This is a genomic window from Achromobacter sp. RT286_PF, assembly GCF_059760425.1.
The window spans coordinates 60303-82386 of the sequence record NZ_JCBAMR010000009.1 but is presented as its reverse complement, the minus strand read 5'-3'; the positions used below and the strand labels follow the sequence as shown (position 1 = coordinate 82386).

The following is a 22084-nucleotide window of genomic DNA, read 5'->3' as shown; positions in this document are numbered from 1 at the left end:
ACCCCGCAACGCATGTTGCCTCGCTGCGCGGCACACCACTTGCTGCGTACCCGGCAGGCGCCCGCACGGGCCACACCCCGGTTCGTGCGAGGCAGGACCCACCTTCACAGGAGACTCACAATGAACCGTGACCCCAGGTACACGCCCCGGTATGACGATGACTTCGAACGCGATCCGGGCGCCGACGCCGGGCGGGGTGATCCGTACCGGCAGGCCCACCAGCGCGGGCGCTCGCAGGGCGACCCATATCGTGATCCCAATCGTGATCCCAATCGTGACCCCTATCGCAATCCCGGCTCGCAAGGCCAAGGGCGGGGCAACCGGGGCGCGGGTGACCAGGAACCCTGGCACGACCCCGCGCCCTCGTACGGCTACCAGGGCGATGGCAATCGGCCCGCGCCTGGTGCACGCGAGTCGCGCGGCGGCCTGCGCAGCCGCAGCGCCGACCCCGGCCAAAGCAGCTACGGCGGGTTTCGCAACGAAGACCCGTCCTACCAGCGTGAACAGGTGTATGGATCGCGCAACCCGTCCTACTCCGGCCCCACGTCCTATGGCGACGAAGAAGGCGGCTACTACGGCGACCGCCCGCGTTGGGGCGACGAGACCGGCGTGTCCTTCGAAACGGCTGAACGCGGCGGCTACAACCGTGGGCCCACCGCCTGGCGCGACCGGGGCTCGTTTCGCACCGACCCCAAGGGCTACACCCGGTCTGACGAGCGCGTGCGCGAAAACGTCTGCGAATACCTGGCGCACAGCGGTCTGGACGTCAGCGACGTGTCGGTCAGCGTGACCGATGGCCGCGTCACGTTGGAAGGCACCGCGCCGGACCGCCGCACCAAGCACCGCATTGAAGACTGCACCGACGCGTGCGCGGGCGTGCAAGACGTCGACAACCGCATCCGCATCGCGGGCAAGGGCGGCGCCGGGGAATCAACCGCCACCGGCGACACCGCCATTGGCGGCGGCCGGGAATAACGGCGGCCATGCCATGAACGCCGAGCCCACCCCCACCCACGGCGCTGACGGGGACATCGACCCCGATCAGCAGCCCCGCGCCCTGGACGACTGCCGGCGCTGCGGCCTGTGGCGCAACGCCACGCAGGCGGTGGGGGGCGAAGGCGGACGCCGCGCAAGCATCATGCTGGTCGGCGAACAACCCGGCGACAAAGAAGACCTGGCCGGGCTACCTTTCGTTGGCCCGGCCGGCGCCTTGCTGGACAAGGCCTTGGCCGAAGCCGGGGTAGAGCGCCAGGCCGTCTATGTGACCAACGCCGTGAAGCACTTCAAATGGCAGCTGCGCGGCAAGCGCCGCATGCACAAGTCGCCCGCGCAGGTCGAGATTCGCGCCTGTTCGTACTGGCTGGATCAAGAGCTGGACGACATCCGGCCCAGCGTCATCGTGGCGCTGGGCGCGACGGCCCTGGGCGCCGTCATGCAGGACGCCAAGCGGACGTTGAAGGACGCGATGGGCCACGTGATGAAGCGCGGCAACAGCCGGGTGCTGGCCACCTACCATCCGTCATTTGCGCTGCGCAGCCCCAGCCACGACAGCCGGGACGCCGCCTACCAGGCGATCGTCAAGGCGTTGGCGCGCGCCAAGCGGCTGGCCGACGAAGGCGGGTAGCGCAGCGGCCGGCACAAGCCATACGAGCTAAGCAACAAGTCCAGCAACAAGCCAGCAACCCGCGACAAGCCACCCGCCACAAGCAACAACCAATCTGCCCAGCCCTAACGATCAAGGAGGATCGATCCCATGAAATTCACCAAAGCCACCGGTGCGCACACGCAAGGCGACGCTGTCCTGTTCAACATGGAAACGGCCGGCGTCACGCGGCAATTCGAGATCTCGGGCGACGTCTTGCGGCGCCGTTTTGGCGCGGCGGACGACACTGCCACCGAACTGCTGCACGCGTTCGAAAACGCCGCCCAGGCGCTGCAAGACGCCGCCCAACGCGCAAAGGGGGTGCCCGCCGACGGCCCCATCCAGTTGGGCGAGGGCGATTTCGCCTGACGGACTCGCGGCGACGGCGGGGCAAACATGGACATCCAGGCACCACCAAATGCGCCGTCGATCTGGGTGATCGGCGACGTCCACGGCTGCGCGGATTCGCTGGACGCCTTGCTGGCACGCCCCGAGATCGCCGATGACCCGCATTGCCGCCTGTGGTTCGTGGGCGATTTGATCAACCGGGGTCCGGATTCCGCCGCCACATTGCGGCGCGTCATGGCGCTGGGCGAACGAGCCACAGTGGTACTGGGCAATCATGATCTGCGTGCGCTGGGGATTGCTGCCGGCTGCATCCGCCCCGGGCGGCGCGACACATTGGACGAGCTGTTCGCCTCACCCGACGCGCACGAGCTGCTGCACTGGCTACGTCAGCGGCCCCTGATGCACGTGGAAGCCGGCCACGTGCTGGTGCACGCCGGCATCTACCCCAGCTGGGACGTGCGCACCGCCCAGGCGCTGGCGGATGAAGCGCAGGCGCCGCTGCGCGCAGATCGCTGGCGGGCCGTCATGCACGCATTGCACGGCGGCTCGCCGCGCGCCTGGTCGCCAAAACTGCATGGCGACTCGCGGTTGCGATTCATCGTAGGTGCGTTCACGCGCATGCGGCTGTGCTCGCGCGATGGGGCCATGGCGCTGGGCGCCAAAGCCACCCCGGGCCATTGGCCGCAAGGCACCTTGCCGTGGTTCGACGTGCCCGGGCGGGCCTGCGTCGACACCCCCATCCTGTTCGGCCATTGGGCCACGCTAGGGTTATTGGTACGACGTGACGTCACCTGCCTGGACACGGGCTGCGTGACGGGAGGCGTGCTGACGGCGCTGCGCGTGGCCGACCGAAAGTTGTTGCAGGTTGGGGCGGAAGCGTTGCAAGCCTGAGCCGCCGCGTGCCCGCTATTCAAAGTTATTCAACATTGGACAGGGTCTGTAAAAACGCCGCGATGTCGCGCGCGTCCTGTTCGCGCAGGCCCAGGGCGGGCATGGCAGTGCCCGGCTTGATACGTTGCGGGTCCATCAACCACTGCTGCATGGAATCAGGCGAATTCGGCACAACGCCGGCGATGCGCGAACGGTCCGCCATGCCATCCAGCGACGGGCCAACATAGTGGCGCGCGCCCGGCACGCCGGGGATGGCGTGGCAGGTCACGCACAGATACTGCTGCAACGCATCGCGCCCGGCCTTGGCATCGCCCAGGCGCATGTCGCCTGCGCGCATGTCGCCTACGCGCACGTCGCCTGCGGGCATGTTGCCTACGCCCATTTCGCCTGCGCGCCCGTCGCTTGGCCGCGCCTCTGTAGGCGCAATCGACGCGGAGGACGCCGCGCCCGAAGCCGGGTCACCGGGCGGCGCGGCGTCGCGATATTGCTGCGCCGATAGCGTCGGCAACACCCGCAGGTATCCCACCACGTCCCAAATCTGCTCGTCCGTCATGCGGTACTGCCAGGCCGGCATGCCGGTCATCTTGATGCCCTGGCGAATGATCCAGTAGACCTCGGCCGCCGGACGCTCCCGAGCGCTGGTCACCAGCGGCGGGGGCGGGGGATTCAGCCCCAGCGCATAGGGTTCGGGCGCCTGGCCCGGCCCACCGTGGCACTGCGCGCATTGCGCGCGGTACAGCGCATCGCCGCGTCGTATGCGCTGCGGGCTGTCCAGGTCCGGGACCTTGATGTCCGCCGACCGCAACTTCACCGACCGCGTGGACGCCACGTCTAGCAAGGCATAGACGGGCATGGTGTGCGGGCCGGTGGCGCTGACGTCATACCAGCCGAAGTAGACAACCGCGCCGCCGACCGCCGCGCCCGCAACGGCCAACGCAGCGACACACCAGGCAGCGATACGTGGCCAGCGTCTCATTGCGCCTCCTGTCCCTTGGGCAAGCTCAGCAGGAACGCCGCAATGTCTTGCGCCTCGGCCTGGCTCAGGCCGACGTTCGGCATGGCGGTGCGCGGATTGATGGCGGGTGGGTCCATCAACCAGCGGACCAGATTGGCGGGCGTGTTGGGCAGCAGCCCAGTCAAATAGGCCTGCCGCCCCAGATTGTCCAAGGGCGGCCCCACGGCGGATGCCGGACCGCGCACCGTCGGCACGGCGTGGCAGGCCAGGCAACCGTGGTTGGACACCAGTTGCCGCCCGCGCACCGCGTTGGCAGTGCTGGGCAGGGCGTTAGCGGACAGGTTCTGCGCCAATGGCGGACGCTCGTCCCCGCACGCCGCCAGCAACGACAGCGCGGCAGCGCCAAGCAGGATGAGGGGAGGGCGAGCGGTAAGGCGCAAGAGGGTCTGACGTCCAGCGGCTGAGATACCTGCCGAGCGCCAGCAAGTGTCGTGCCGCCCGACGCTGACCTCGCGCGCTCACCGCGTTCGGCAGCGTGAAAATACAACGCGTTGCAAGGCCCCGGGGTATGCCACAGGCTGCCCAGGTATGCCACGTGCTGACGCGCGGCATGGCCGCCATCCTTTCTTACGTGCTTGCCACCGCGCAGGCGGATTCCGCCGGGACGCGCTTGCCCGCTGCCATGGCGCGCGGGCCGGCAGGCGACGGCGCGCATGTCATTGCCGACATCAGCCAAGTCCTGTTCATCGGCGCCACGGCGATTTTCGTGGTGGTGTTCGCGTTGGTGGCCGTGGCGCTGTTTGGCCCGGCCGCCGCGCGTCGGCGTCTGTCCAGCCCCGCGCTGATCGTCGGCGCGGGCATCGCGTTTCCGGTAGTCGCGCTGACTGCGTTGCTGGTCTACGTGTTGAGCACGGGGTCTTCCATGGCCGGCGACGGCGCCAAGCCTGCGGTGCGTATCGCCGTCAAGGGCGAACTATGGTGGTGGCGGGTGCGCTACCACGACGCGTCGGGCGCCGTCTTGTTCGACACCGCCAACGACATTCGCATACCCGTTGGCGCATGGGTTGAGTTCGAGCTGAGTTCCGACAACGTCATCCACAGCTTCTGGGTGCCCGAACTGGCGGGCAAGCTGGACATGATTCCCGGCCGCGTGAACCGCCTGCGGGTACGCGCGCAGGCGGCAGGCACGTTTACCGGGCAATGCGCCGAATATTGCGGCGCGCAACACGCCAACATGAAGTTCAACGTGGTGGCGTTGGAACCCGACGCGTACCAAGCATGGCAAGACGCACAGGTGCGGCCGGCTCAGGTGCGGCCGGCTCAGGCGCGGCCGGCTGAGGTGCGGCCGGCTCAGGTGCGGCCGGCTGAGGTGCGGCCGGCTGAGGCGCCGCCGGCTGAGGCGTCCGCGCCCACGCTGCATCAGGGCGAGCAAGTCTTCCAGCAAGCGTGCGCGCAATGCCACACCGTGCGCGGCACGGCGGCCCGGGGCACGCTGGGCCCAGACCTGACCCACGTAGGCAGCCGCCTGTCACTGGCAGCCGGTGTGCTGCCTAACAACGTAGGCGCGCTGGCCGGGTGGATCGCCGACAGCCAACACATCAAACCGGGCAACCCCATGCCGTCCTTCAACCAACTGCCAGGCGAAGATCTGCGCGCCGTGGCCCGCTACCTGGAAAGCCTGAAGTGAGCGATAACGCCCAGCCCCCCGCGACCGCCACCCCACAAGCGCCACCCGTGGGCGCCTTGTTGACCCCCAAGCTGCCCAATCCTTCGCCGCGCCCGCAGGAAGAAGAGGGCGCGCTGTTGCGGGCGTGGTGGCGGCCCAGTGGCTGGCGCCTGGTTACCGTGGTGGATAACGCGTCGATTGGCTTGCTTTATATCGCCACGGCCTTTCTCTTCTTCCTGTTAGCCGGCGTACTGGCGCTATTGATGCGCACGCAATTGGCCGCGCCCGATAGCCACCTGATCGGGCACGCGCTGTACAACCAGCTGTTCACCATGCACGGCACCGTGATGATGTTCCTGTTCGCCGTGCCCGCCGTGGAAGCCATTGCCGTATTGTTGTTGCCCAACATGCTGGGCGCGCGCGACCTGCCGTTTCCCAGGTTATCGGCCTATGCCTACTGGGCCTATGCGGTGGGCGGGCTGGTGTTTTTTTGCAGCATCTTCTTTGGCCTGGCGCCCGACGGCGGCTGGTTCATGTACCCCCCGCTGACCGGCTCGCAATATTCGCCCGCCATGAACGCGGACTTGTGGCTGCTGGGCATCGGCTTCATCGAAATATCGGCCATCGCGGGGGCCATCGAGCTGGCCGTGGGTATTCTGCGCACGCGCGCGCCGGGCATGAGCCTGGACAAGATGCCGATCTTTGCGTGGGTGATGCTGGTGTTCTGCGGCATGGTCATCATTGCGTTTCCCGCGGTCATCGTGGCCACGGCGCTGCTGGAACTGGAACGCGCCTTCGACATGCCGTTCTTCATCGCGCAACGCGGCGGCGACCCCTTGCTGTGGCAGCACTTGTTCTGGTTCTTTGGCCACCCCGAGGTCTACATCATCTTCCTGCCCGCCGCCGGCATGGTGTCGATGATGGTGCCCGCCATGACGGGCGTGCCGCTGGTGGGCTACCGCTGGGTGGTCATGGCGGTGGTCGGCACCGGGTTTCTCAGCTTCGGCCTGTGGGTGCACCACATGTTCGCCACCGGCATCCCGGCGCTGTCGCTAAGCTTTGCGTCAGCGGCAAGCATGGCCGTGTCGGTGCCCACGGCCATCCAGGTATTCGCCTGGATCGCGACGATAGCGGCGGCGCTGCGCTTGCGGCCTTTGAAGACGCCGATGCTGTTTATCCTGGGGTTCTTCTTCATCTTTGTGCTGGGCGGACTGACCGGCGTGATGGTGGCCGTGATTCCGTTCGACCTGCAAGCGCACGACTCGTATTTCGTCGTCGCGCATTTGCACTATGTGCTGTTCGGCGGGATGGTGTTCCCGCTGTTCGCGGCGTTCTATTACTGGACGCCGCTGGTCAGCAGGCGCGCCTTGTCCGAACGCCTGGGGCGCTGGGCATTCTGGTTGATGTTCGTGGGCTTTAACGTCACGTTTTTTCCCATGCATTTCACGGGCCTGGCCGGCATGCCGCGCCGCGTCTATACCTACGCCGAGAGCCAAGGCTGGGGCCTGCTTAACATGGTGTCCACCGTGGGCGCCTACCTGATCGCGGCCGGCGTGCTGGTGTTCATCTGGGACCTGGCGCGCAACTTCCGCCCGGCCATCGGCCGTAACGCCGGCAACGTCTGGAACGCGGGCACGCTGGAATGGCTACCCAGCGAAATCTATGGCGTGCGCAGCATTCCACGCGTGACCTCGCGCGAACCTCTGTGGGACCAGCCTGGCCTGGCGCGCGACGTGGCCGCCGGCCGCTATTTCCTGCCTTCCGCACCATCGGGAACGCGCTCAACGCTGGTAACCAGCGCCGTGGACGCGCAGCCCGACTACGTATTGCCGCTGCCCGGCCCAGGGTGGTTGCCGCTGTTCGCTGCCCTGGGCACGGCGGGATTCTTCTTGCTGCTTACCTTCAAGATGCATGCGTTGGCAGCGGCCTGCGGCGTGCTGGCGGTGGCATCGTTGTGGCGTTGGTTGTGGGACGCCGACACCGAGCCGGACTACGCGCCCGTAGACATCGGGGCGGGCGAGCGCGTGCCAATGATGTGCTCGGGCGCGGCATCCCATTACGGCTGGGCCATGACGCTGCTGGTGATCGTCTGCGCCAGCATTTTCGGATCGTTGTGCTTTGCGTATCTGTTCCTGTGGACCACGGCGCCCGGCGCCTGGCCGGACGTTGCGGAACTGGCCGGCGTGGGGCGCCCCGTGCTATCGGCCTGCCTGCTGTTGGGCGGCTCCGCGCTGGTGGCGCGCTGCGGGCATTGGCTGCGCGTGAGACAGCATGGCCTGTTCAGGGCCGGCATGGTGACGGGCGCGGTGTTGCTGGGCGTGGCCTCCGGGCTTGAGCTCCATGGACACTGGGCACATGGGCTGCGGCCGCAGGCCTCTGCCTATGCGGCGGCCGTGTACGCGGTGTCTGGCTTGCAGGCATTTTTTGCATTGATCGCCATGACGATGGGCGCGTTCACGGTGGCACGCTCGGTTGCGGGCAGGCTGTCTTACACACGGCGCGCCTGCTATCACGCCACGATGATGATGTGGCACTACACCGTGGCACAGGGTCTGTTGGGGTTGGGGCTGGTGCACGCCTTTCCTCGGCTGGTGGGGTAGGGCAATGAAGCTGCCTCTGACCCCGCGCCTGACCGCGCCATTCGGCCGCGACTTGTTGCTGCTGATCGCCGGCCCCCTCATCTGGATGGTGCACTTTCTAGGTATCTACATCGTCAACGCATTGGCATGCGCGCGGCCCGATTCCGCGTTCGCGATGCAGGCGGCTGGCCTGCCGGTGTCGTCCTGGGTGATCATTGCCGCGAGCATCGCCGCGTGGATGGCAATGGCGGTGGCCGCGCGCCACGCGGCCCGCCGGTCCAGGCATGAAAACGCCCCGGACGGCGCGCGCTTTCGCGCTTGGCTGACCGGGGCGTTGTGCGTGTTGTCGGCGTTGGCGGTCGTTTGGCAGACCGTGCCGGTTTTCCTGGTTGCCGCCTGCGGCTAGCGGCCTGGCTTCAAGGCTACTTTTTCACGCCTTGTTCCAGCGTCTTTGCCATTTGCAGATGCTGCTGCAAGGTGGGCAGGGTTTCGGTCGCGAACTGCTTGATCTCCGGGTCCTTGGCATTCTTGGATGCGTCTTCAAACAGCTTGACCGCATCTTCATGCGCCGACACGCCCACGCCTTCGGCATAGGCCTTGTCAAACCCGTCGTCGCGCATGCCCAGCGTCTTCAGCTTGGCTTGCTGCATCAACGACGGCTCGGTCGGCGCGTCATAGCCCTTGCTTTTGGCCAAGCTGGCCAGTTTCTCTCCGGCCTTGCCGTGGTCGTCAATCATCTTCTGCGCAAAGCTCTTGATTTCAGCGTTCTGCGACTTCTGCAGGGCAAGCTTGCTGCCTTCCACTTCCATATGACCCGACTGTGCGGCATTTTCCAGAAAATCGCGGTCTTTGCTGTCCAGCTTGGAATCGGCGGCCATCGGCGCGGCGGGCGCGGTGGGCGAAGTCTGCTGCGCAACAGCGGCGGTGCCCACGCCAATCGCGGCAACCGAAAGCAGGGCGGCAGTAAGGGTGCGAGTTTTCATGTACGTCTCCCAAGGGGGTGGCGCGGCGCGCCGTTGATAAGAACTACCCTTGTGCTATCCAGCAAACCGCGTTCCCGCCGTCATGGCTTGTTCTCGGATTCCTCAAGCGTGGAATTTTCGGGCGCGGGGTGTTCGGTCTGGTTGATCACGCTGAATTCGCCGGTAGGTTCCAGGTACGCGCGCTTGACGCGGCTGATGTCGCCCACGCCTTTCAGACGCAGTTGTTCCATCAGTTCGCCCCGGCTGATGTGTTCGCGCTTCAAGCCCGCCACAAGGATGCGGCCATCGCGGATCAGGCAGATACGCTGCGGTTCCAGAAAGCGCTGCAAGGGCGGGATGTAATAGCACAGGCGATCCAGCAGATAGCTCCACCCGACAATCGTCGTGACGACGATGATGCCGTCTCCCATGGAATAAGAATCGCCCGACATGGCATTACCCGCGGCGTCGGCCACCAGCACCAACACCAGCATGTCCGCCACGCCCAACGAGCCCATGTCGCGGCGCCCCGATATGCGCAGCAACGCGTACAACACCCAATACATGGTGGTGCCGCGGACAATCATTTCCGCGAACCCGGCTTGAAGCGCAAAAATTTCAGCAATATCCGACATCGTGGCGACAACACCTAAGCCGCGCTGGGGCGGCGATGCCGAGGAAGCAGCAAATGTTGTGCCTGTGGGGCCGTGTGGCCCCTGAGATACGAGTTCAAATACGGTCTCAAATACGCGCGCAGATCCGGGCTTGACTGCGCGCGCATAGACGCCGGCCGCCTACGCGCTGCTGTCGGCCAGCAGGGGTTGCGCAGGCAACGCGCCGCGCAGGGATTCCAGCAATACGCGTTTGTTCTCCCGGCTTCGGTAGGCGTGTTCGCGCATCAGATTTTCAGCGCGGACCGCTTCGCGGCGCGAGATGGCGCGCAACAGATCTTCGTGATCGGCTTGCGCACGCAGCACAAACGGCGTTTCCAACAGCGAAGGGGTCGACGGCAATGTCAGCGCGGCGGGGCCTGCCAACGGCGTCTTGTTGTTGTGTTCGAGCGCCGATAACAAGGCGCGATTGCCTGCGGCGGCGCACAGGATTTCGTGGAACCGGCGGTTGATTTGCCCCCAGGCGCGGGCGTCGACCGTGGTGTTGGGGTCGCGGCGCGCCGGGGCCAACAGCGCGCGGCCTTCATCCACCGCCTGCGTCAGTTGATCCAACACCTCTTGCGAAGCCCCGCGCTCAGCCAACAGCCGCGCCGCCATCCCTTCCAGCACGCCGCGCACGTCTACGGCGTCGCCGATCTCGTCCACGGTAAAGGCCCGCACGCGAAAACCGCGCGAAGGCAGGCGTTCAAGCAGGCCCTCTTTTTCAAGTTCGGTCAGGGCAATGCGCAGCGGGGTGCGGGAAACGCCCAGACGCGCCGAGAACTGCAATTCCACGACACGCTCGCCGGGCTGCAACGCGCCCGAAAGCACCATGTCCCGAAGTTCTGAAATGACTTTATCGATCTGAGCGGCCATAGAGCGGTGGCAAAGGCTGAAGAGTGTCGGAAGGGCTCAAGTGTACCCAGAAAATTGCATGCAATCGCACGGATAAAAACAGGTTGCGTATTGCGATTCCTCAAAATTGCATGCAATAATTCGGAAAAACAACGGAAGGCGGGCAAATAACCAGCCCAATGCATGCAACGGGATATTCCGCTGCATGCCTTAGCCGCCAAACGTACAGGAGACAAAATGAAGCTGATCAGCTTCCTGGATGCCGGGTGCCAAGCCTGGGGCGTGGTACAGGGACCCGACGTCGTGGTGTTGACTCACGTATGGCCCGACGTCATCGCGGCGTTGGAAGCCGGCGTGGACCAGATCGCGGGCGCTGCACAGGCCGACGGCATGCCGCGCCGGTCTTTGGCTGATCTGCAATGGCTGCCGCCCGTGCCGGCCCCTCGCAAAATCTTGTGCGTCGGGCTGAACTACGGACGCCACGTGGCCGAAGCCGGCCGCGAACTTCCCGCGCACCCGTCCTTGTTTGTGCGCTTTGCGGATAGCGTGGTGGGCCATGGGCAGGCGGTGTGGAAGCCGCGCGCCTCCGACCGCTTCGACTACGAGGGCGAACTGGCCGTGGTAATCGGGCGTGGTGGACGCCACATCGCTGCCGCGGACGCGCTGGCGCATGTGGCCGGCTACACCTGCATGGCCGAAAACTCGGTGCGCGACTTCCAAAAGCACAACGCGCAGGTCACGCCTGGCAAGAACTTCGAACGCAGCGGCGCCGTCGGACCGTGGCTGGTCACGGCGGACGAAGTGGGCAACCCGAGCCGATTGCAGGTGCAGTCCCGGTTGAACGGCGAACTGATGCAACAGGGCGACGTGTCGGACCTGATCTTCCCCATTCCAGAATTGATCGCCTACATCAGCGCATTCACCCCTTTATCGCCGGGCGACATCATCGCCACCGGCACGCCCGAAGGGGTGGGTTCCAGCCGCAAGCCGCCGCGATTCATGGCCGCGGGCGACACCTTGGAAGTGGACATTCCCGGCGTGGGCACGCTGGTCAACACCGTGGCCGACGAACCGGCCCATGCATCGGGAGACGCGCATGAATGATGCGCTGCTGTATCTGACAGAGCGGGACGTCGTCTCGGCGTTGAACATCCCCCGCGCCATCGACGCGCTGCACAGCATGCTGGTGGCGCAAGCCCGTGAGCAAGCCCGCAACCTGCCCAAAACACTGGCCACCTGGGGCGACGGCAGCTCAATGCATGCATTGGGTTCCGTGCAGACGGGGCGGGGCGGCTACGCCGGTTTCAAGACCTGGGTGCACACGAAGGCGGGCGGCGGGTCGCTGTTCAGTCTGTTCGACGCGCAGACCGGCACCTTGCGCGCCGTGATCGAAGCGCGGGCGCTGGGCATGTTGCGCACTGCGGCGATCAGCGGCGTGGCCACACGGGCGCTGGCCCCGGCCGACGCTACGCGGGCCGCGTTGATCGGCACCGGCCCGCAGGCCGTCACGCAATTGGCTGCGCTGGCGGCGGTGCGTCCATTACGACGAGTCCGCGTCTACAGCCCCACCCCCGACAAGCGCCGCGCCTTCGTGGCCAGCATGGCGGACAAGTATGGGTTCGACGTCCAGGAGTCGCCAAGCCTTGAGCACGCGCTGGAGGGCGGCGACATCGTCACGTTGATCACCCGCGCCGTCGAGCCGTTCGTCAATGCTGCCATGTTGGCCGATTGCCGGCACCTGAACGCCGTGGGCGCCATCCTGCCCGCCAAGGCCGAGTTTGCCCAGGACGTGTTCGAGCTTGCCGACGAGGTAGTGGTCGACGACCTTGAAAACGCCCGCAAGGGCTCGCGCGAACTGCGCGATCGCTTTGGATCCGATGCCGCGCCGTGGGACAGCGTGTCGGTGCTGGGCCAGTGGCTGGCGGACGGCAAGGCACGACCCAGGGACGCGAGGCTGACGATATTCAAGGGCATGGGGATGGGCCTGTCCGACCTGGCGATGGCGCGCGTGGTCTATGAGCACGCCCGCGAACACGGCCTGGGCGTGGCGCTGCCCCCGCAGACCCGCGAAAACCTGCTGCTGGCGCAGCCCTGACCCCGATCCATCAACAAAACAGAGGAAACAAACATGTTCGTCGACGTCAGTGGGGCCAGCCCCCGCGAACAGAACAAGTGGCCGTCGATCGTGATCCCGAAAGAGGACATCGATCTGGAAATCGCGCGGTTGATTGACGCACCCCGGCCCGACAACGGCCGCCGCGCCTCGCTCATTACGCACCCACAGGCCACCGCACCCGGCCTGGGCCTGGCGCCAGGTACCGATGTGACCATCAACGTCGTCAACCCCGGCGAACGCACCTACAACCTGCGCAAGAACTCCAACATGCTGGAAATCTGTATCAGCGGCGAGGGCATCGCGACGGTGGCCGGGCGCGATATCCGCGTGGGGCACTGGGACGTCTGGAACACGCCCGCGATGCAGGTGCACGCTTACCGCAACGAGGGCAAGACCCCTTGGGTGCGGCTGTCGTATTCGAACGCGCCGTTACTGGAAAAGCTCGAAATCCATTACGTCGAGGAGTTTGACGGCGACGTGCCGCCTGCGGACGCCAACACCCGCCCCGTGCCGCCCCGCGCCCCTGACGCGGCTCGCTCGCGCGATCTGGCGCTGCGCGAACAGATCACGCCCGAGGGCGCCTGGCTGATGGGATACGAATGGCTGATCGATATCGACGTGCTGGAATCCAAGGCGCTGCATTGGCCGTGGCAGGCGGTGTCGCGCTATCTGCCGACGGTGGAAGACATGGCACGCGGCTACAACGGCCGCCGCCTGTTCGTGCTGTACAACCCGGCCACCGAGCGGCGCATCGGCACCACGCACAGTTTCTTCGCCACCATCTCGTCATCACCGCCGGACAACCACCACGTGCCGCATCGGCACAGCTCGTCGGCCATCAACTACTACCTGCGCGGCAACGGCTACAGCAAGGTCAACGGCGTGCGGCTGGACTGGAAGGCGGGCGACCTGATCCTGTCGGCGCCCGGCTGGGCGATGCATTCGCACCATTCCGGTACCGAGACCACGTCCGCGCTGACGGTACAGGACCACCCGCTGCAGATCGCCATGGAATCGCTGATCTGGCAGGAGCGCATGCAGGAACCCATCCTGGCGCTGGGCAGCCAGAGCGGCTTTGAAAGCAACCGCGCGCAGCTGGCCGCGGCGTCCTGACAGTCGTCGTCAAACACTGCCGGGCACCGCCACACCCCGGCCATCACCGCGCCTTTTCATCCAACGCCATCCGGATCCACCATGACTCTGACTGACCTGTCCGACGCGCCGGCCTTGCGCGCCCAACTACGGGACTTCTACGACGACTATGCCTTCTGCCTGGACGAAGGCCGGCTTGAAGAGTGGCCCGACTTCTTCACCGAAGACTGCCATTACCGCGTGTTGTCTCGCGAGAACCACGACGCCGGCCTGCCGCTGGGCCTGATCTATTGCATGAACAAGAACATGGTGCGCGACCGAGTGACCGCGCTGCGCGAAACCACCATGTTCGAACCGCGTTCGCTGCGCCATTTCATCAGTGGCGTGCGCGTCATGGAATTACAGGGCGACCACATCGTGTCGCAAGCGAACTTCGCCGTGATGGAGTCGCTGTCCGACCGCGAACCCACCTTGAACATGGTGGGGCGCTATCTGGACGTGCTGCGCGTCACCCCCGACGGCCTGGCGATCAGCCGCCGCGACTGCGTGTACGACAACTATCGCGTGCGCACGTCGCTGATCGTGCCCATCTGAATCTGCTAAGGAAAAGCCATGACCTGTTCCGATTCCGCCGTGCTGGACACCGCTGCCACGGCCCCCATTCACCTGGAACGCCGCTGGCCCAAAGAGGGCTACACGCGTATTCCCAACTGGGTCTACACCGACCCCGCGATCTTTCAAAAAGAAATGGACGTGTTCTTCGCGGGCCAGACCTGGAACTACGTGGGCCTGGAATGCGAAGTGCCCGAGACCGGTAGCTACAAGCGCAACTGGATCGGCAACCGCCCGGTCATCATGGTGCGTACCGAAACCGGTGATGTGAATGTGCTGGAAAACCGCTGCGCCCATCGCGGCGCGCAGATCTGCTGGCAGAACACCGGCCGCGTCACCGACTTCACCTGCCCGTATCACCAATGGAATTACGATCTGCACGGCAACCTGCAAGGCGTGCCGTTCCGACGTGGCGCCATGGGCAAGGGCGGCATGCCGCGCGATTTCGACCCCAAGCAGAACGGCATCCGCAAGCTGCGCAGCGTAAATCGGGGCGGGTCCATCTGGGCCACGTTCTCTGAAGAAGCGCCCAGCTTTGAAGACTATTGCGGCCCCGAAGTGCTGGCCGAAATCGACCACATGCTGCCGGGCAAGCCGCTAAAGCTGCTGGGATACAGCCGCCAGTTGATTCCCAGCAACTGGAAGATGTACCTGGAAAACCTGAAAGACCCGTACCACGCCACCTTGCTGCACACGTTCTACATCACGTTCGGCCTGTGGCGCGCGGATTCCAAGTCCGAGTGCATCCCCACGGGCGGCGGCGCGCATAGCGTCATGGTGTCGCACAACGAAGGCAAGAAGAAGACCGAAGCCACCACCGAAATGAGCCGTTTTCGGGACGACCTGGAACTCCTGGACCTGGAGACCGTGACCCCGCGAGCTGAATTCAACCGAGGCCGCGTAGGGGGTGCCTGGGTATTTCCCGCCGCACAATTCGGCATCCAGGCTAATTCGCTCAAGACGCGCCATGTGATCCCCCGCAGTCCAACCGAGCACGAGTTGGTCTTTACCTATTACGGCTACGAGGATGACGACGAGGAAATGACCCGGCTGCGCTTGAAGCACGCCAATCTGCTGGGCCCCGCCGGTTTCGTGTCCATGGACGACAGCGAAATGCTGAACCAGGTGCAGATCGGCGTCACGGGATACCCCGAGGCGCGCGGCATTGTCGAGATGGGCGGGCGCGATACCGAGCCGGCCGACTACATGGTGACCGAAGTGCTGATCCGGTCGTTCTATGACTATTACCGCAAGGCGATGGGGCTTTGATATGGATACCTGGAAACCTGTTGCACGGATTGCGGACATTTCGCCCGACACCGGCACATTGCGCGTGATGCACGAGGGCGACGCGGTCTGCCTGTACAAGCTGCCCGACGAAATCTGCGCCACGCAGGACCGCTGTCCGCATGGCAACGCCAGCCTGGCCGACGGCTACCTGGAGAACGGCACGATTGAATGCCCGCTGCATCAGGGCGTGTTCGACATCCGCACCGGCAAGCCGCAATGCCCGCCGGTCACCACGGATCTGCGCCGCTACGAGGTCCGCGTCGAGGCGGATACGGTTTATTTGAAGGCGCAAACGCCGTGAACGCCGGCACGATCGTCATCGTCGGCGCGGGGCAGGCGGGCGGCTGGGCCGCCACCACCTTGCGCGAACGGGGCTACATAGGCCGCATCATCTTGTTAGGTGACGAAGCGCACCCGCCTTACGAGCGCCCACCCTTGAGCAAGGCGGTACTGAGTGGCAGTGTGCCGCCCGAAAGCACCGAATTGTTCTCCGCCGAACGCCTGGCCGCCCTGGATATTTCCTTTCGCCCGGGCATCGCCGCCACGCGATTGCGGCTGGCGGCCAAGCAGGTGGATACGTCCGACGGTGGCGCAATCGCCTACGACAAGCTGATCCTGTGCATGGGCGGCCGGCCCATCGTGCCGCCGCTGCCCGGCGTGGCATGGGGCGAGGGCGCAGCGGCCTCTACGGACGCCCATGGCGTCCACGTGCTGCGGACCCGAGACGACGCGCTGCGCCTGCGCGCCTGCTTGGGGCCGGGCAAGCACATCGTGATCGTGGGTGGCGGATGGATCGGGCTGGAAGTCGCCGCCACGGCACGCCAGGCCGGCACCCGCGTCACCGTACTGGAACAAGCGGATCGGCTATGCGCCCGCAGCGTGCTTCCCGCCGTGTCCGCGCATTTGGCCGCGATGCACGCCGCGCAGGGCGTCGACGTTCGTTTGGGCGTGGGGCTGCGCGCGGTGCTGCGCGAACCAGGGGAATCGCAAGCGGGGCGGCCGTCCCAATCGCAGTCCCAGTCCCGGTCCGTAGCCGAGCTGACTGGCTCCCACCCCGTGGCCGAACTGACCGATGGGCAACGCCTTGTCGCCGACGCCGTGGTGCTGGGCGTGGGCCTGCAAGCCAATGATGCCTTGGCGCGCGAGGCCGGCATCGCCTGCCAGCGCGGTGTGCTGGTCGACCAATACTGCCGCACCTCTGCGCCAGACGTGTACGCGGCGGGCGACGTGGCGGTGTCCACGCATGCTGAAGCCGGGGGAACGATGCGCCTGGAGTCCTGGCAAAACGCGCAAGACCAAGGCACGGCGGCGGCCCTGTCCGCGCTCGGCGAACCCGCGCCGTATCTGCCCACCGGCGCAGTCTGGTCCGAACAATACGACGCCATGGTGCAAATCGTGGGCTTTCCCGCGCTTGCCGCAAGCGAAGTGCTGCGCCCGCAAACGGACGCGGGAGCCTTGGTGTCGGTGGCGCTGGACGGCGGCGGTCGGGTAGTGGCAGCCGTCACCGTGAACGCGCCGCGCGATCTGCGGCAGCTACGCAAGTGGATCGCCCAACGTGCGCTTGTGAACCCCGCATTGTTGCAGCGGCCCGACGTGCCGCTGGCCAATGCCGAAATCCGCTAACGGAGCCGAAGCCAGATGGAACCGCTTTCAGAAGTCATGCCGATCAAAGCCGCCTGCGAAGCGGTCGTTCTGAGTTTTTTTCATGCGCTGGACACCCGCCGCCATGACGCCGCCGCCGCGTTGATGGCCGAAGACGGCGTCTGGATGCGCCAGGGGCGCAAGCTTAGTGGCCCGCAGGAAGTCCTGGCGGCGCTGGAGGCCCGCGCGCCCGAGCGCAGCACCTGCCATGTCATCACCAACCTTCGGCTGGTATCGACGGACCGCACGCACGCCACGGTGGGCTACTTCCTGACCGCCTACGAAAGCGTGCCGCAAGAGCAGGGCGGGGCACCGAGGCTGGTGTCCATCCGTGAGTGCCAGGACGTGCTTGTGGCAACAAAAGAGGGCTGGCGCCTGGCCGACAAGAGCAGCCGCCGCCATCTGCCACCGGAGTAAGCCGGCGACCCTCCCACGCATAAAAAGACAAATTCAGCCCCCCAAGGAGACATCAATGGATGCCACAACCATAAGAACACTGGCGCTACGGCTGCACGAAGCCGAGCAAAGCCGCCGTCAGGTGCGCCAGCTATCGCTGGACCATCCCGACATCACCATTGCAGACGCTTACGCGATTCAGCGCGAATGGGTCGCGCACAAGCTTGCGTCGGGCCGCCGTCTGGTCGGCCACAAAATCGGGTTGACCTCGCGTGCGATGCAGCTGTCATCGCAGATCGACGAGCCTGATTACGGCGCACTGCTTGACGACATGTTGTTCGCCGACGGCGCCGAGATTCCGCGCGGCCGCTTCATCGTGCCGCGTGTGGAAGTCGAGCTCGCGTTCATTCTTGACCGCGCCCTGCAAGGCCCCGGTGTGACCCTGTTCGACGTGTTGGACGCGGTGCGCTACGTGATTCCGGCGCTGGAGATCATTGATGCGCGGTCGCACCAGATCGACCCCGATTCCAAGCGGCCCCGCAAGGTCTTCGACACCATTGCCGACAACGCCGCCAATGCGGGCGTGGTAATGGGGGGCCGCCCGGTGCGCGTGGGCGACATGGACCTACGCTGGGTCGGCGCAATGATGTCGCGCAACGCCGTGATTGAAGAAACGGGCCTGGCCGCAGGCGTGCTCAACCATCCCGCCAACGGCGTGGTTTGGCTGGCCAACAAGCTGGGCGAACACGGCGTGTCGCTGGAACCCGGCCAGATCATTCTTAGCGGTTCGTTCACCCGGCCCGTTTTTGCCGACGCCGGCGACACGTTCCATGTGGACTACGGCCCACTTGGTTCGGTCAGCTGTCGCTTTGTTTGACACCGGCATCACAACAGCGCGCCCGATATCCCTAAACCCCAAGCGCAGGCGCGTTCGATATCCCCACAGGAGACAAGCAGTGAAACCCTCTAAGCCCTTGATTTTCATGGTGGCCGCCGCCTGTGCAGCGGCACCGTTCACTCAATCCGTAGCCCAACAGGCCGCCTGGCCCACGCACGCCATCACATTGGTCGTGCCGTTTGCGGCCGGCGGCGGCGGCGATACGCTGGCGCGGCTGGTGGCCGAACCGCTATCGCGTGAACTTGGCCAGTCCATCATCGTGGAAAATCGCCCCGGCGCGGGCGGCAATATCGGCACCTCCATCGCGGCGCGGGCCAACCCGGATGGCTACACCCTGTCGTACGGCACCAACGGCACGCAGGCCACCAACCATTGGCTGTACAAATCTCCCGGCTACACGCCGAGCGACTTCGAACCGATCTCGCGCTTTACCGTCATTGCGGCCGCGCTGGTCGTAAACGGCACGGATGACCGTTTCAAGACACTGGAGCAGTTGCTGGCCTACGCCAAGTCGCACCCCGGTGACTTGACCTGTGGGTCGGCCGGCAACGGCACGTCGTCGCACCTGGCCTGTGAACTGCTGAACCAGATGGCCGGCATCAAGGTCATGCACATCCCCTACAAGGGCGGCGGCGCGGCCATGACGGACCTGCTGGGCGGACGCATCTCGTTCCTGATCGACGTCATGCCGAACGTGTCGGGCCAGATTGCCGCCGGCAAATTGCGCGCGCTGGCCGTCACCACGCCTGAACGGGTCGCGTCCAACCCGAGCATTCCAACCATGAACGAGGCGGGCGTGAAGGGTTATGAATTCTTCGCCTGGGACGGCTTGTACGCGCCGAAAGGCACGCCACCCGCCGTGCTGGACAAGCTGAACGCCGCGGTCAAGCGCACGCTGCAACAGCCCGAGGTCAAGAAGGCCCTGGAATCGCGCGGCGCCATCCCGTCGCCCACATCGCGCCAGTCGCTGGCGGACTTTGGCGCCGAGGAATACACGCGGCTGGGCAACGTGGTGAAAACCGCGGGCGCCGCAATCGATTGACTGCGGCGGGAAAGGAGGCGTGATCGGAGGCACACGGTCACGCGCTTCCTTTGATAACCGGGCACCGGCCTCGGTGGCGCCCGGACGAATGCGCTAACGCATCCTATACAGCTCGAAATGGAAATGACGCGCGACCGGGAAGCCGTGGGCGGCAAGATCCTTGCGTAGCGCCTCGCCCAATGCGGAGGGGCCACAGAACCAGAGGCTGGCCTCGCGCCATGCGGGCACCAGCGCACGCAGCCTTTCACCATTGAGCCTGCCGTCGCGCGCGCGAATCAATAGGTGCAGCCGCACACCGGCTGCCTCGGCGCGCGCCCGTAGCCGGGCAAGCGCGGCGTCATCGACTTCGTTGGTCACGTGAATCAGGTCGATTGCTGGCGGCGTGGCAGGGTGGGAGTTGCCGTTGCCGTTGCCGTTGCCGTTGGCATTCGCATCGACATTCGCCTTGGCATCGGCCAGCGAGTCCATGCGGGCCAGGAAGGGCGTGATGCCGATACCGCCCGCCACCCAGATCTGGCGGGGCATGCCGTCGTCAAACGTGAAGTCGCCGTAAGGGCCCTCGATGCGTACCGCCTGGCCCGGTTTCAGGGTTTGCGGCAAGCGGCGGGTATGGTCGCCCAGCGCCTTGGCGATGATGGTGATGCGGGCCGCGTGGGGTTTCCAGGCGGAAGCAATCGTATAAGGGTGCGGGCCTTCCGACGCATTCGACATGGCAAAGACGAACTGACCGGGACGATGGCCCGGCCACCCCGGGCTGGTTTCCAACTCGATTTCCAGCGATTCCACCCCCGGAAAATGCGTCAAGCCGACCACCTTCGCCCACACTTGTCGCCCAGCGTTGGAAGCCCGCAGCAGCAAAAGCACGGCGGCCACGCTGCCGGCCGCCATCAATGCGGCGGCAAGCCACCCCACCGGCTGCGTCCAGTAGCCGTAGTCCAGCAGAACCACGGCATGCGCGACCAGCACCAGGAATAGGGCCGCGATAATCCGATGCGTCTTGTAGAACAGCCGATAGGGAAAAAAGCGCAGCAGCGCCAGCACCACCAACACCACGACACCGTAAAACGCCCATTCGCCCAGCGCTTCCGCGTCGTGCCGCCACCGATGCAGAAACGTGTCGACGACATCAACCGGGGGCTGGCGCGGCGGCCGGGCGCCGGGCTCGAACCAGCCCCACTGGATCGCCGGCCGAAAGCCGTTCTTGAACAACCAGTGCAGCAGCGAGAAGAATAGGGCGCCGACGCCCAACCATTTGTGCAGCCGGTACATCTTGTCCAGGCCGCCCAGCGGTCGCTCGGGCCAGCGCGGGCGCGCCGCCAGCACCAGCGCCAGGCTCATACAGGCAAGGGCAAGCAAGCCGGACAACTGGATCAGCGCGGCGCGCACCATATAAGGACTTGATGCGCCCCACAACCGGGAATCGGCCAGCGCCCACAACAGCGCGACTAGCAGCAAGGAAAAAACCAGTGTCAGCTTGATCGCGCGCATCTTGCTCCTTCGGGTTCAGCGCGCGCATGGGTCCGGGCAAGCGCTGTCGACGTGGTTGATGGAACCGGCCATCAAGATGCCTCTGCGGTGACGGGATACCGCGACCCTCTCTGTCACCGAATTGTTCGATGAATATAGGCCTGCATCCGGCGAAAGTCTTGGACAAAGATCAAGGTTTTCAAGGCGCCATTGCTTCGCGCGCCAAGCGCGCGACCTCTTGGGCCACGCCTTTGCGTTCGCTGTACCGGTCCGTCAGGTAGTCGCTGCGGTCGCGCACCAGCAAGGTGAACTTGACCAGTTCTTCCATCACGTCGACCACGCGGTCGTAGTAGGCGGACGGCTTCATGCGCCCGGCATCGTCAAATTCCTGGAACGCCTTGGCCACCGATGATTGGTTGGGGATGGTGACCATCCGCATCCAGCGGCCCAGCACGCGCAGCGCGTTCACCGCGTTGAAAGACTGCGACCCGCCCGACACCTGCATGACCGCCAGCGTGCGGCCTTGCGTGGGGCGCACGCTGCCGCTCTCCAGCGGCAGCCAGTCGATCTGGCTCTTGAAGACGCCGGTCAACGTGCCGTGGCGTTCGGGGCTGCACCACACCTGGCCTTCGGACCACAGCGACAGCGCACGCAGCTCGGCCACCTTGGGATGATCGGCAGGCGCGCCGTCCGGCAACGGCAAGCCGCGCGGATCGAAAATGCGCGTCTCGGCGCCCAATCGGTTCAGAATGCGAGCGGCTTCTTCGACCAGCAGCCGGCTGTAAGAACGCTCGCGCAGCGAGCCGTACAGCAACAGGATGCGCGGCGGATGGGAGGCGCCATGGGCCAGGGAAAGCTTGTCGTGGCTGGGCACGTCCAGCAGGGCTTCGTCCAACGCGGGCAGGGCGTCGTCCAACGCGTAATTGGCTTCGTTTGAAGCAGGCAAGCGGTCGTCCATCGAGGGTAGAGCTCCGTTTGAACG

The 22084-nt window shown here is 65.6% G+C and carries 24 protein-coding genes; 17 read left to right on the top strand and 7 right to left on the bottom strand.

Going from position 1 to position 22084, the window contains the following annotated elements; all coding sequences use genetic code 11:
- Positions 1-120 precede the first annotated feature (120 nt).
- The 4 genes from AC6LJY_RS10315 (at position 121) to AC6LJY_RS10300 (ending at position 2881) form a co-directional block, all read left to right on the top strand.
- Positions 121-975 (top strand): BON domain-containing protein, encoded by an 855-nt coding sequence (locus tag AC6LJY_RS10315; RefSeq protein ID WP_498135866.1) that lies wholly within the window; start codon positions 121-123, stop codon positions 973-975.
- Between the two features lie 13 nt (positions 976-988).
- Complete coding sequence (locus tag AC6LJY_RS10310; RefSeq protein WP_485798541.1) at positions 989-1624, top strand: UdgX family uracil-DNA binding protein; 636 nt, start codon at positions 989-991, stop codon at positions 1622-1624.
- Between the two features lie 129 nt (positions 1625-1753).
- On the top strand, positions 1754-2011 hold the full coding sequence (locus AC6LJY_RS10305; protein ID WP_046805685.1) for a DUF1488 family protein: 258 nt from the start codon (positions 1754-1756) through the stop codon (positions 2009-2011).
- 27 nt (positions 2012-2038) lie between these two features.
- Positions 2039-2881 (top strand): symmetrical bis(5'-nucleosyl)-tetraphosphatase, encoded by an 843-nt coding sequence (locus AC6LJY_RS10300; RefSeq protein ID WP_314362012.1) that lies wholly within the window; start codon positions 2039-2041, stop codon positions 2879-2881.
- Positions 2882-2906: 25 nt separating this feature from the next.
- Here the strand turns inward: AC6LJY_RS10300 and AC6LJY_RS10295 are convergent, their stop codons facing one another.
- Together AC6LJY_RS10295 and AC6LJY_RS10290 are read right to left on the bottom strand one after the other, a co-directional pair.
- A complete protein-coding gene (locus tag AC6LJY_RS10295) occupies positions 2907-3857 on the bottom strand; it encodes a c-type cytochrome (RefSeq protein ID WP_498135865.1) in 951 nt (316 codons plus the stop codon).
- Positions 3854-4276: a c-type cytochrome gene (locus tag AC6LJY_RS10290; RefSeq protein ID WP_498135864.1), complete on the bottom strand. Its 423-nt coding sequence runs from the start codon at positions 4274-4276 to the stop codon at positions 3854-3856. The genes AC6LJY_RS10295 and AC6LJY_RS10290 overlap by 4 nt, the downstream gene beginning before the upstream one ends.
- 128 nt (positions 4277-4404) lie before the next feature.
- Between AC6LJY_RS10290 and AC6LJY_RS10285 the strand changes: the two genes are divergently transcribed.
- From AC6LJY_RS10285 to AC6LJY_RS10275, 3 genes are read left to right on the top strand one after another with little or no spacing between them, the layout of a single operon-like run.
- Positions 4405-5523 (top strand): cytochrome c oxidase subunit II, encoded by a 1119-nt coding sequence (locus tag AC6LJY_RS10285; RefSeq protein WP_498135863.1) that lies wholly within the window; start codon positions 4405-4407, stop codon positions 5521-5523.
- Between the two features lie 47 nt (positions 5524-5570).
- Complete coding sequence (locus tag AC6LJY_RS10280; protein ID WP_498135897.1) at positions 5571-8102, top strand: cbb3-type cytochrome c oxidase subunit I; 2532 nt, start codon at positions 5571-5573, stop codon at positions 8100-8102.
- Between the two features lie 4 nt (positions 8103-8106).
- A complete protein-coding gene (locus AC6LJY_RS10275; RefSeq protein ID WP_498135862.1) occupies positions 8107-8487 on the top strand; it encodes a hypothetical protein in 381 nt (126 codons plus the stop codon).
- Between the two features lie 16 nt (positions 8488-8503).
- Here AC6LJY_RS10275 and AC6LJY_RS10270 read toward each other — a convergent pair whose 3' ends face one another.
- The 3 genes from AC6LJY_RS10270 to AC6LJY_RS10260 form a co-directional block, all read right to left on the bottom strand.
- Positions 8504-9064, bottom strand: coding sequence for a DUF4142 domain-containing protein (locus AC6LJY_RS10270; protein WP_485858855.1), 561 nt, complete (start codon positions 9062-9064; stop codon positions 8504-8506).
- A gap of 80 nt (positions 9065-9144) precedes the next feature.
- Positions 9145-9630, bottom strand: a complete 486-nt coding sequence (locus AC6LJY_RS10265) for a DUF421 domain-containing protein (protein ID WP_314362007.1) — start codon at positions 9628-9630, stop codon at positions 9145-9147.
- A 207-nt stretch (positions 9631-9837) separates the two neighbouring features.
- Positions 9838-10569 (bottom strand): GntR family transcriptional regulator, encoded by a 732-nt coding sequence (locus AC6LJY_RS10260; RefSeq protein ID WP_104145486.1) that lies wholly within the window; start codon positions 10567-10569, stop codon positions 9838-9840.
- 216 nt (positions 10570-10785) lie between these two features.
- Here AC6LJY_RS10260 and AC6LJY_RS10255 point away from each other — a divergent pair, with 216 nt between their 5' ends.
- The 10 genes from AC6LJY_RS10255 (at position 10786) to AC6LJY_RS10210 (ending at position 19635) form a co-directional block, all read left to right on the top strand.
- The gene (locus AC6LJY_RS10255; protein ID WP_498135861.1) at positions 10786-11652 is read left to right on the top strand and encodes a fumarylacetoacetate hydrolase family protein; all 867 of its coding nucleotides are present in this window, start codon (positions 10786-10788) and stop codon (positions 11650-11652) included.
- Positions 11645-12643 (top strand): ornithine cyclodeaminase family protein, encoded by a 999-nt coding sequence (locus AC6LJY_RS10250; RefSeq protein WP_498135860.1) that lies wholly within the window; start codon positions 11645-11647, stop codon positions 12641-12643. Before AC6LJY_RS10255 ends, AC6LJY_RS10250 begins: the two co-directional genes overlap by 8 nt.
- A gap of 33 nt (positions 12644-12676) precedes the next feature.
- Positions 12677-13777 (top strand): cupin domain-containing protein, encoded by a 1101-nt coding sequence (locus AC6LJY_RS10245; RefSeq protein ID WP_120155643.1) that lies wholly within the window; start codon positions 12677-12679, stop codon positions 13775-13777.
- 81 nt (positions 13778-13858) lie between these two features.
- Complete coding sequence (locus tag AC6LJY_RS10240; protein WP_498135859.1) at positions 13859-14350, top strand: aromatic-ring-hydroxylating dioxygenase subunit beta; 492 nt, start codon at positions 13859-13861, stop codon at positions 14348-14350.
- An 18-nt stretch (positions 14351-14368) separates the two neighbouring features.
- The gene (locus AC6LJY_RS10235) at positions 14369-15637 is read left to right on the top strand and encodes an aromatic ring-hydroxylating dioxygenase subunit alpha (protein ID WP_104145481.1); all 1269 of its coding nucleotides are present in this window, start codon (positions 14369-14371) and stop codon (positions 15635-15637) included.
- 1 nt (position 15638) lies between these two features.
- Positions 15639-15959, top strand: coding sequence for a non-heme iron oxygenase ferredoxin subunit (locus tag AC6LJY_RS10230; protein WP_498135858.1), 321 nt, complete (start codon positions 15639-15641; stop codon positions 15957-15959).
- Positions 15956-17281 carry an NAD(P)/FAD-dependent oxidoreductase gene (locus tag AC6LJY_RS10225; RefSeq protein ID WP_498135857.1) on the top strand — a complete coding sequence of 442 codons (1326 nt, stop codon included), beginning with the start codon at positions 15956-15958 and terminating at the stop codon, positions 17279-17281. Before AC6LJY_RS10230 ends, AC6LJY_RS10225 begins: the two co-directional genes overlap by 4 nt.
- Before the next feature lie 15 nt (positions 17282-17296).
- Positions 17297-17716, top strand: a complete 420-nt coding sequence (locus tag AC6LJY_RS10220; RefSeq protein WP_498135856.1) for a nuclear transport factor 2 family protein — start codon at positions 17297-17299, stop codon at positions 17714-17716.
- Between the two features lie 55 nt (positions 17717-17771).
- A complete protein-coding gene (gene hpaH, locus AC6LJY_RS10215; protein ID WP_104145477.1) occupies positions 17772-18572 on the top strand; it encodes a 2-oxo-hept-4-ene-1,7-dioate hydratase in 801 nt (266 codons plus the stop codon).
- A 106-nt stretch (positions 18573-18678) separates the two neighbouring features.
- Complete coding sequence (locus AC6LJY_RS10210; protein ID WP_498135896.1) at positions 18679-19635, top strand: Bug family tripartite tricarboxylate transporter substrate binding protein; 957 nt, start codon at positions 18679-18681, stop codon at positions 19633-19635.
- Between the two features lie 93 nt (positions 19636-19728).
- Here AC6LJY_RS10210 and AC6LJY_RS10205 read toward each other — a convergent pair whose 3' ends face one another.
- Both AC6LJY_RS10205 and arsH read right to left on the bottom strand, forming a co-directional pair.
- Complete coding sequence (locus AC6LJY_RS10205) at positions 19729-21123, bottom strand: ferredoxin reductase family protein (RefSeq protein WP_498135855.1); 1395 nt, start codon at positions 21121-21123, stop codon at positions 19729-19731.
- A gap of 178 nt (positions 21124-21301) precedes the next feature.
- The gene (gene arsH, locus AC6LJY_RS10200; RefSeq protein ID WP_485131728.1) at positions 21302-22060 is read right to left on the bottom strand and encodes an arsenical resistance protein ArsH; all 759 of its coding nucleotides are present in this window, start codon (positions 22058-22060) and stop codon (positions 21302-21304) included.
- Positions 22061-22084 lie beyond the last annotated feature (24 nt).

Bases quoted from the DNA above. Each gene is read 5' to 3' on its own strand.
- AC6LJY_RS10205 (WP_498135855.1), bottom strand. From the start codon at position 21,123: ATGCGCGCGATCAAGCTGACACTGGTTTTTTCCTTGCTGCTAGTCGCG.
- AC6LJY_RS10275 (WP_498135862.1), top strand. From the start codon at position 8,107: ATGAAGCTGCCTCTGACCCCGCGCCTGACCGCGCCATTCGGCCGCGAC.
- AC6LJY_RS10210 (WP_498135896.1), top strand. From the start codon at position 18,679: ATGGTGGCCGCCGCCTGTGCAGCGGCACCGTTCACTCAATCCGTAGCC.
- AC6LJY_RS10235 (WP_104145481.1), top strand. From the start codon at position 14,369: ATGACCTGTTCCGATTCCGCCGTGCTGGACACCGCTGCCACGGCCCCC.
- arsH (WP_485131728.1), bottom strand. From the start codon at position 22,060: ATGGACGACCGCTTGCCTGCTTCAAACGAAGCCAATTACGCGTTGGAC.
- AC6LJY_RS10265 (WP_314362007.1), bottom strand. From the start codon at position 9,630: ATGATTGTCCGCGGCACCACCATGTATTGGGTGTTGTACGCGTTGCTG.
- AC6LJY_RS10270 (WP_485858855.1), bottom strand. From the start codon at position 9,064: ATGAAAACTCGCACCCTTACTGCCGCCCTGCTTTCGGTTGCCGCGATT.
- AC6LJY_RS10240 (WP_498135859.1), top strand. From the start codon at position 13,859: ATGACTCTGACTGACCTGTCCGACGCGCCGGCCTTGCGCGCCCAACTA.
- AC6LJY_RS10300 (WP_314362012.1), top strand. From the start codon at position 2,039: ATGGACATCCAGGCACCACCAAATGCGCCGTCGATCTGGGTGATCGGC.
- AC6LJY_RS10220 (WP_498135856.1), top strand. From the start codon at position 17,297: ATGGAACCGCTTTCAGAAGTCATGCCGATCAAAGCCGCCTGCGAAGCG.
- AC6LJY_RS10250 (WP_498135860.1), top strand. From the start codon at position 11,645: ATGAATGATGCGCTGCTGTATCTGACAGAGCGGGACGTCGTCTCGGCG.
- AC6LJY_RS10310 (WP_485798541.1), top strand. From the start codon at position 989: ATGAACGCCGAGCCCACCCCCACCCACGGCGCTGACGGGGACATCGAC.
- AC6LJY_RS10315 (WP_498135866.1), top strand. From the start codon at position 121: ATGAACCGTGACCCCAGGTACACGCCCCGGTATGACGATGACTTCGAA.
- AC6LJY_RS10230 (WP_498135858.1), top strand. From the start codon at position 15,639: ATGGATACCTGGAAACCTGTTGCACGGATTGCGGACATTTCGCCCGAC.
- AC6LJY_RS10260 (WP_104145486.1), bottom strand. From the start codon at position 10,569: ATGGCCGCTCAGATCGATAAAGTCATTTCAGAACTTCGGGACATGGTG.
- AC6LJY_RS10295 (WP_498135865.1), bottom strand. From the start codon at position 3,857: ATGAGACGCTGGCCACGTATCGCTGCCTGGTGTGTCGCTGCGTTGGCC.
- AC6LJY_RS10305 (WP_046805685.1), top strand. From the start codon at position 1,754: ATGAAATTCACCAAAGCCACCGGTGCGCACACGCAAGGCGACGCTGTC.
- AC6LJY_RS10285 (WP_498135863.1), top strand. From the start codon at position 4,405: ATGCCACAGGCTGCCCAGGTATGCCACGTGCTGACGCGCGGCATGGCC.
- AC6LJY_RS10245 (WP_120155643.1), top strand. From the start codon at position 12,677: ATGTTCGTCGACGTCAGTGGGGCCAGCCCCCGCGAACAGAACAAGTGG.
- hpaH (WP_104145477.1), top strand. From the start codon at position 17,772: ATGGATGCCACAACCATAAGAACACTGGCGCTACGGCTGCACGAAGCC.
- AC6LJY_RS10255 (WP_498135861.1), top strand. From the start codon at position 10,786: ATGAAGCTGATCAGCTTCCTGGATGCCGGGTGCCAAGCCTGGGGCGTG.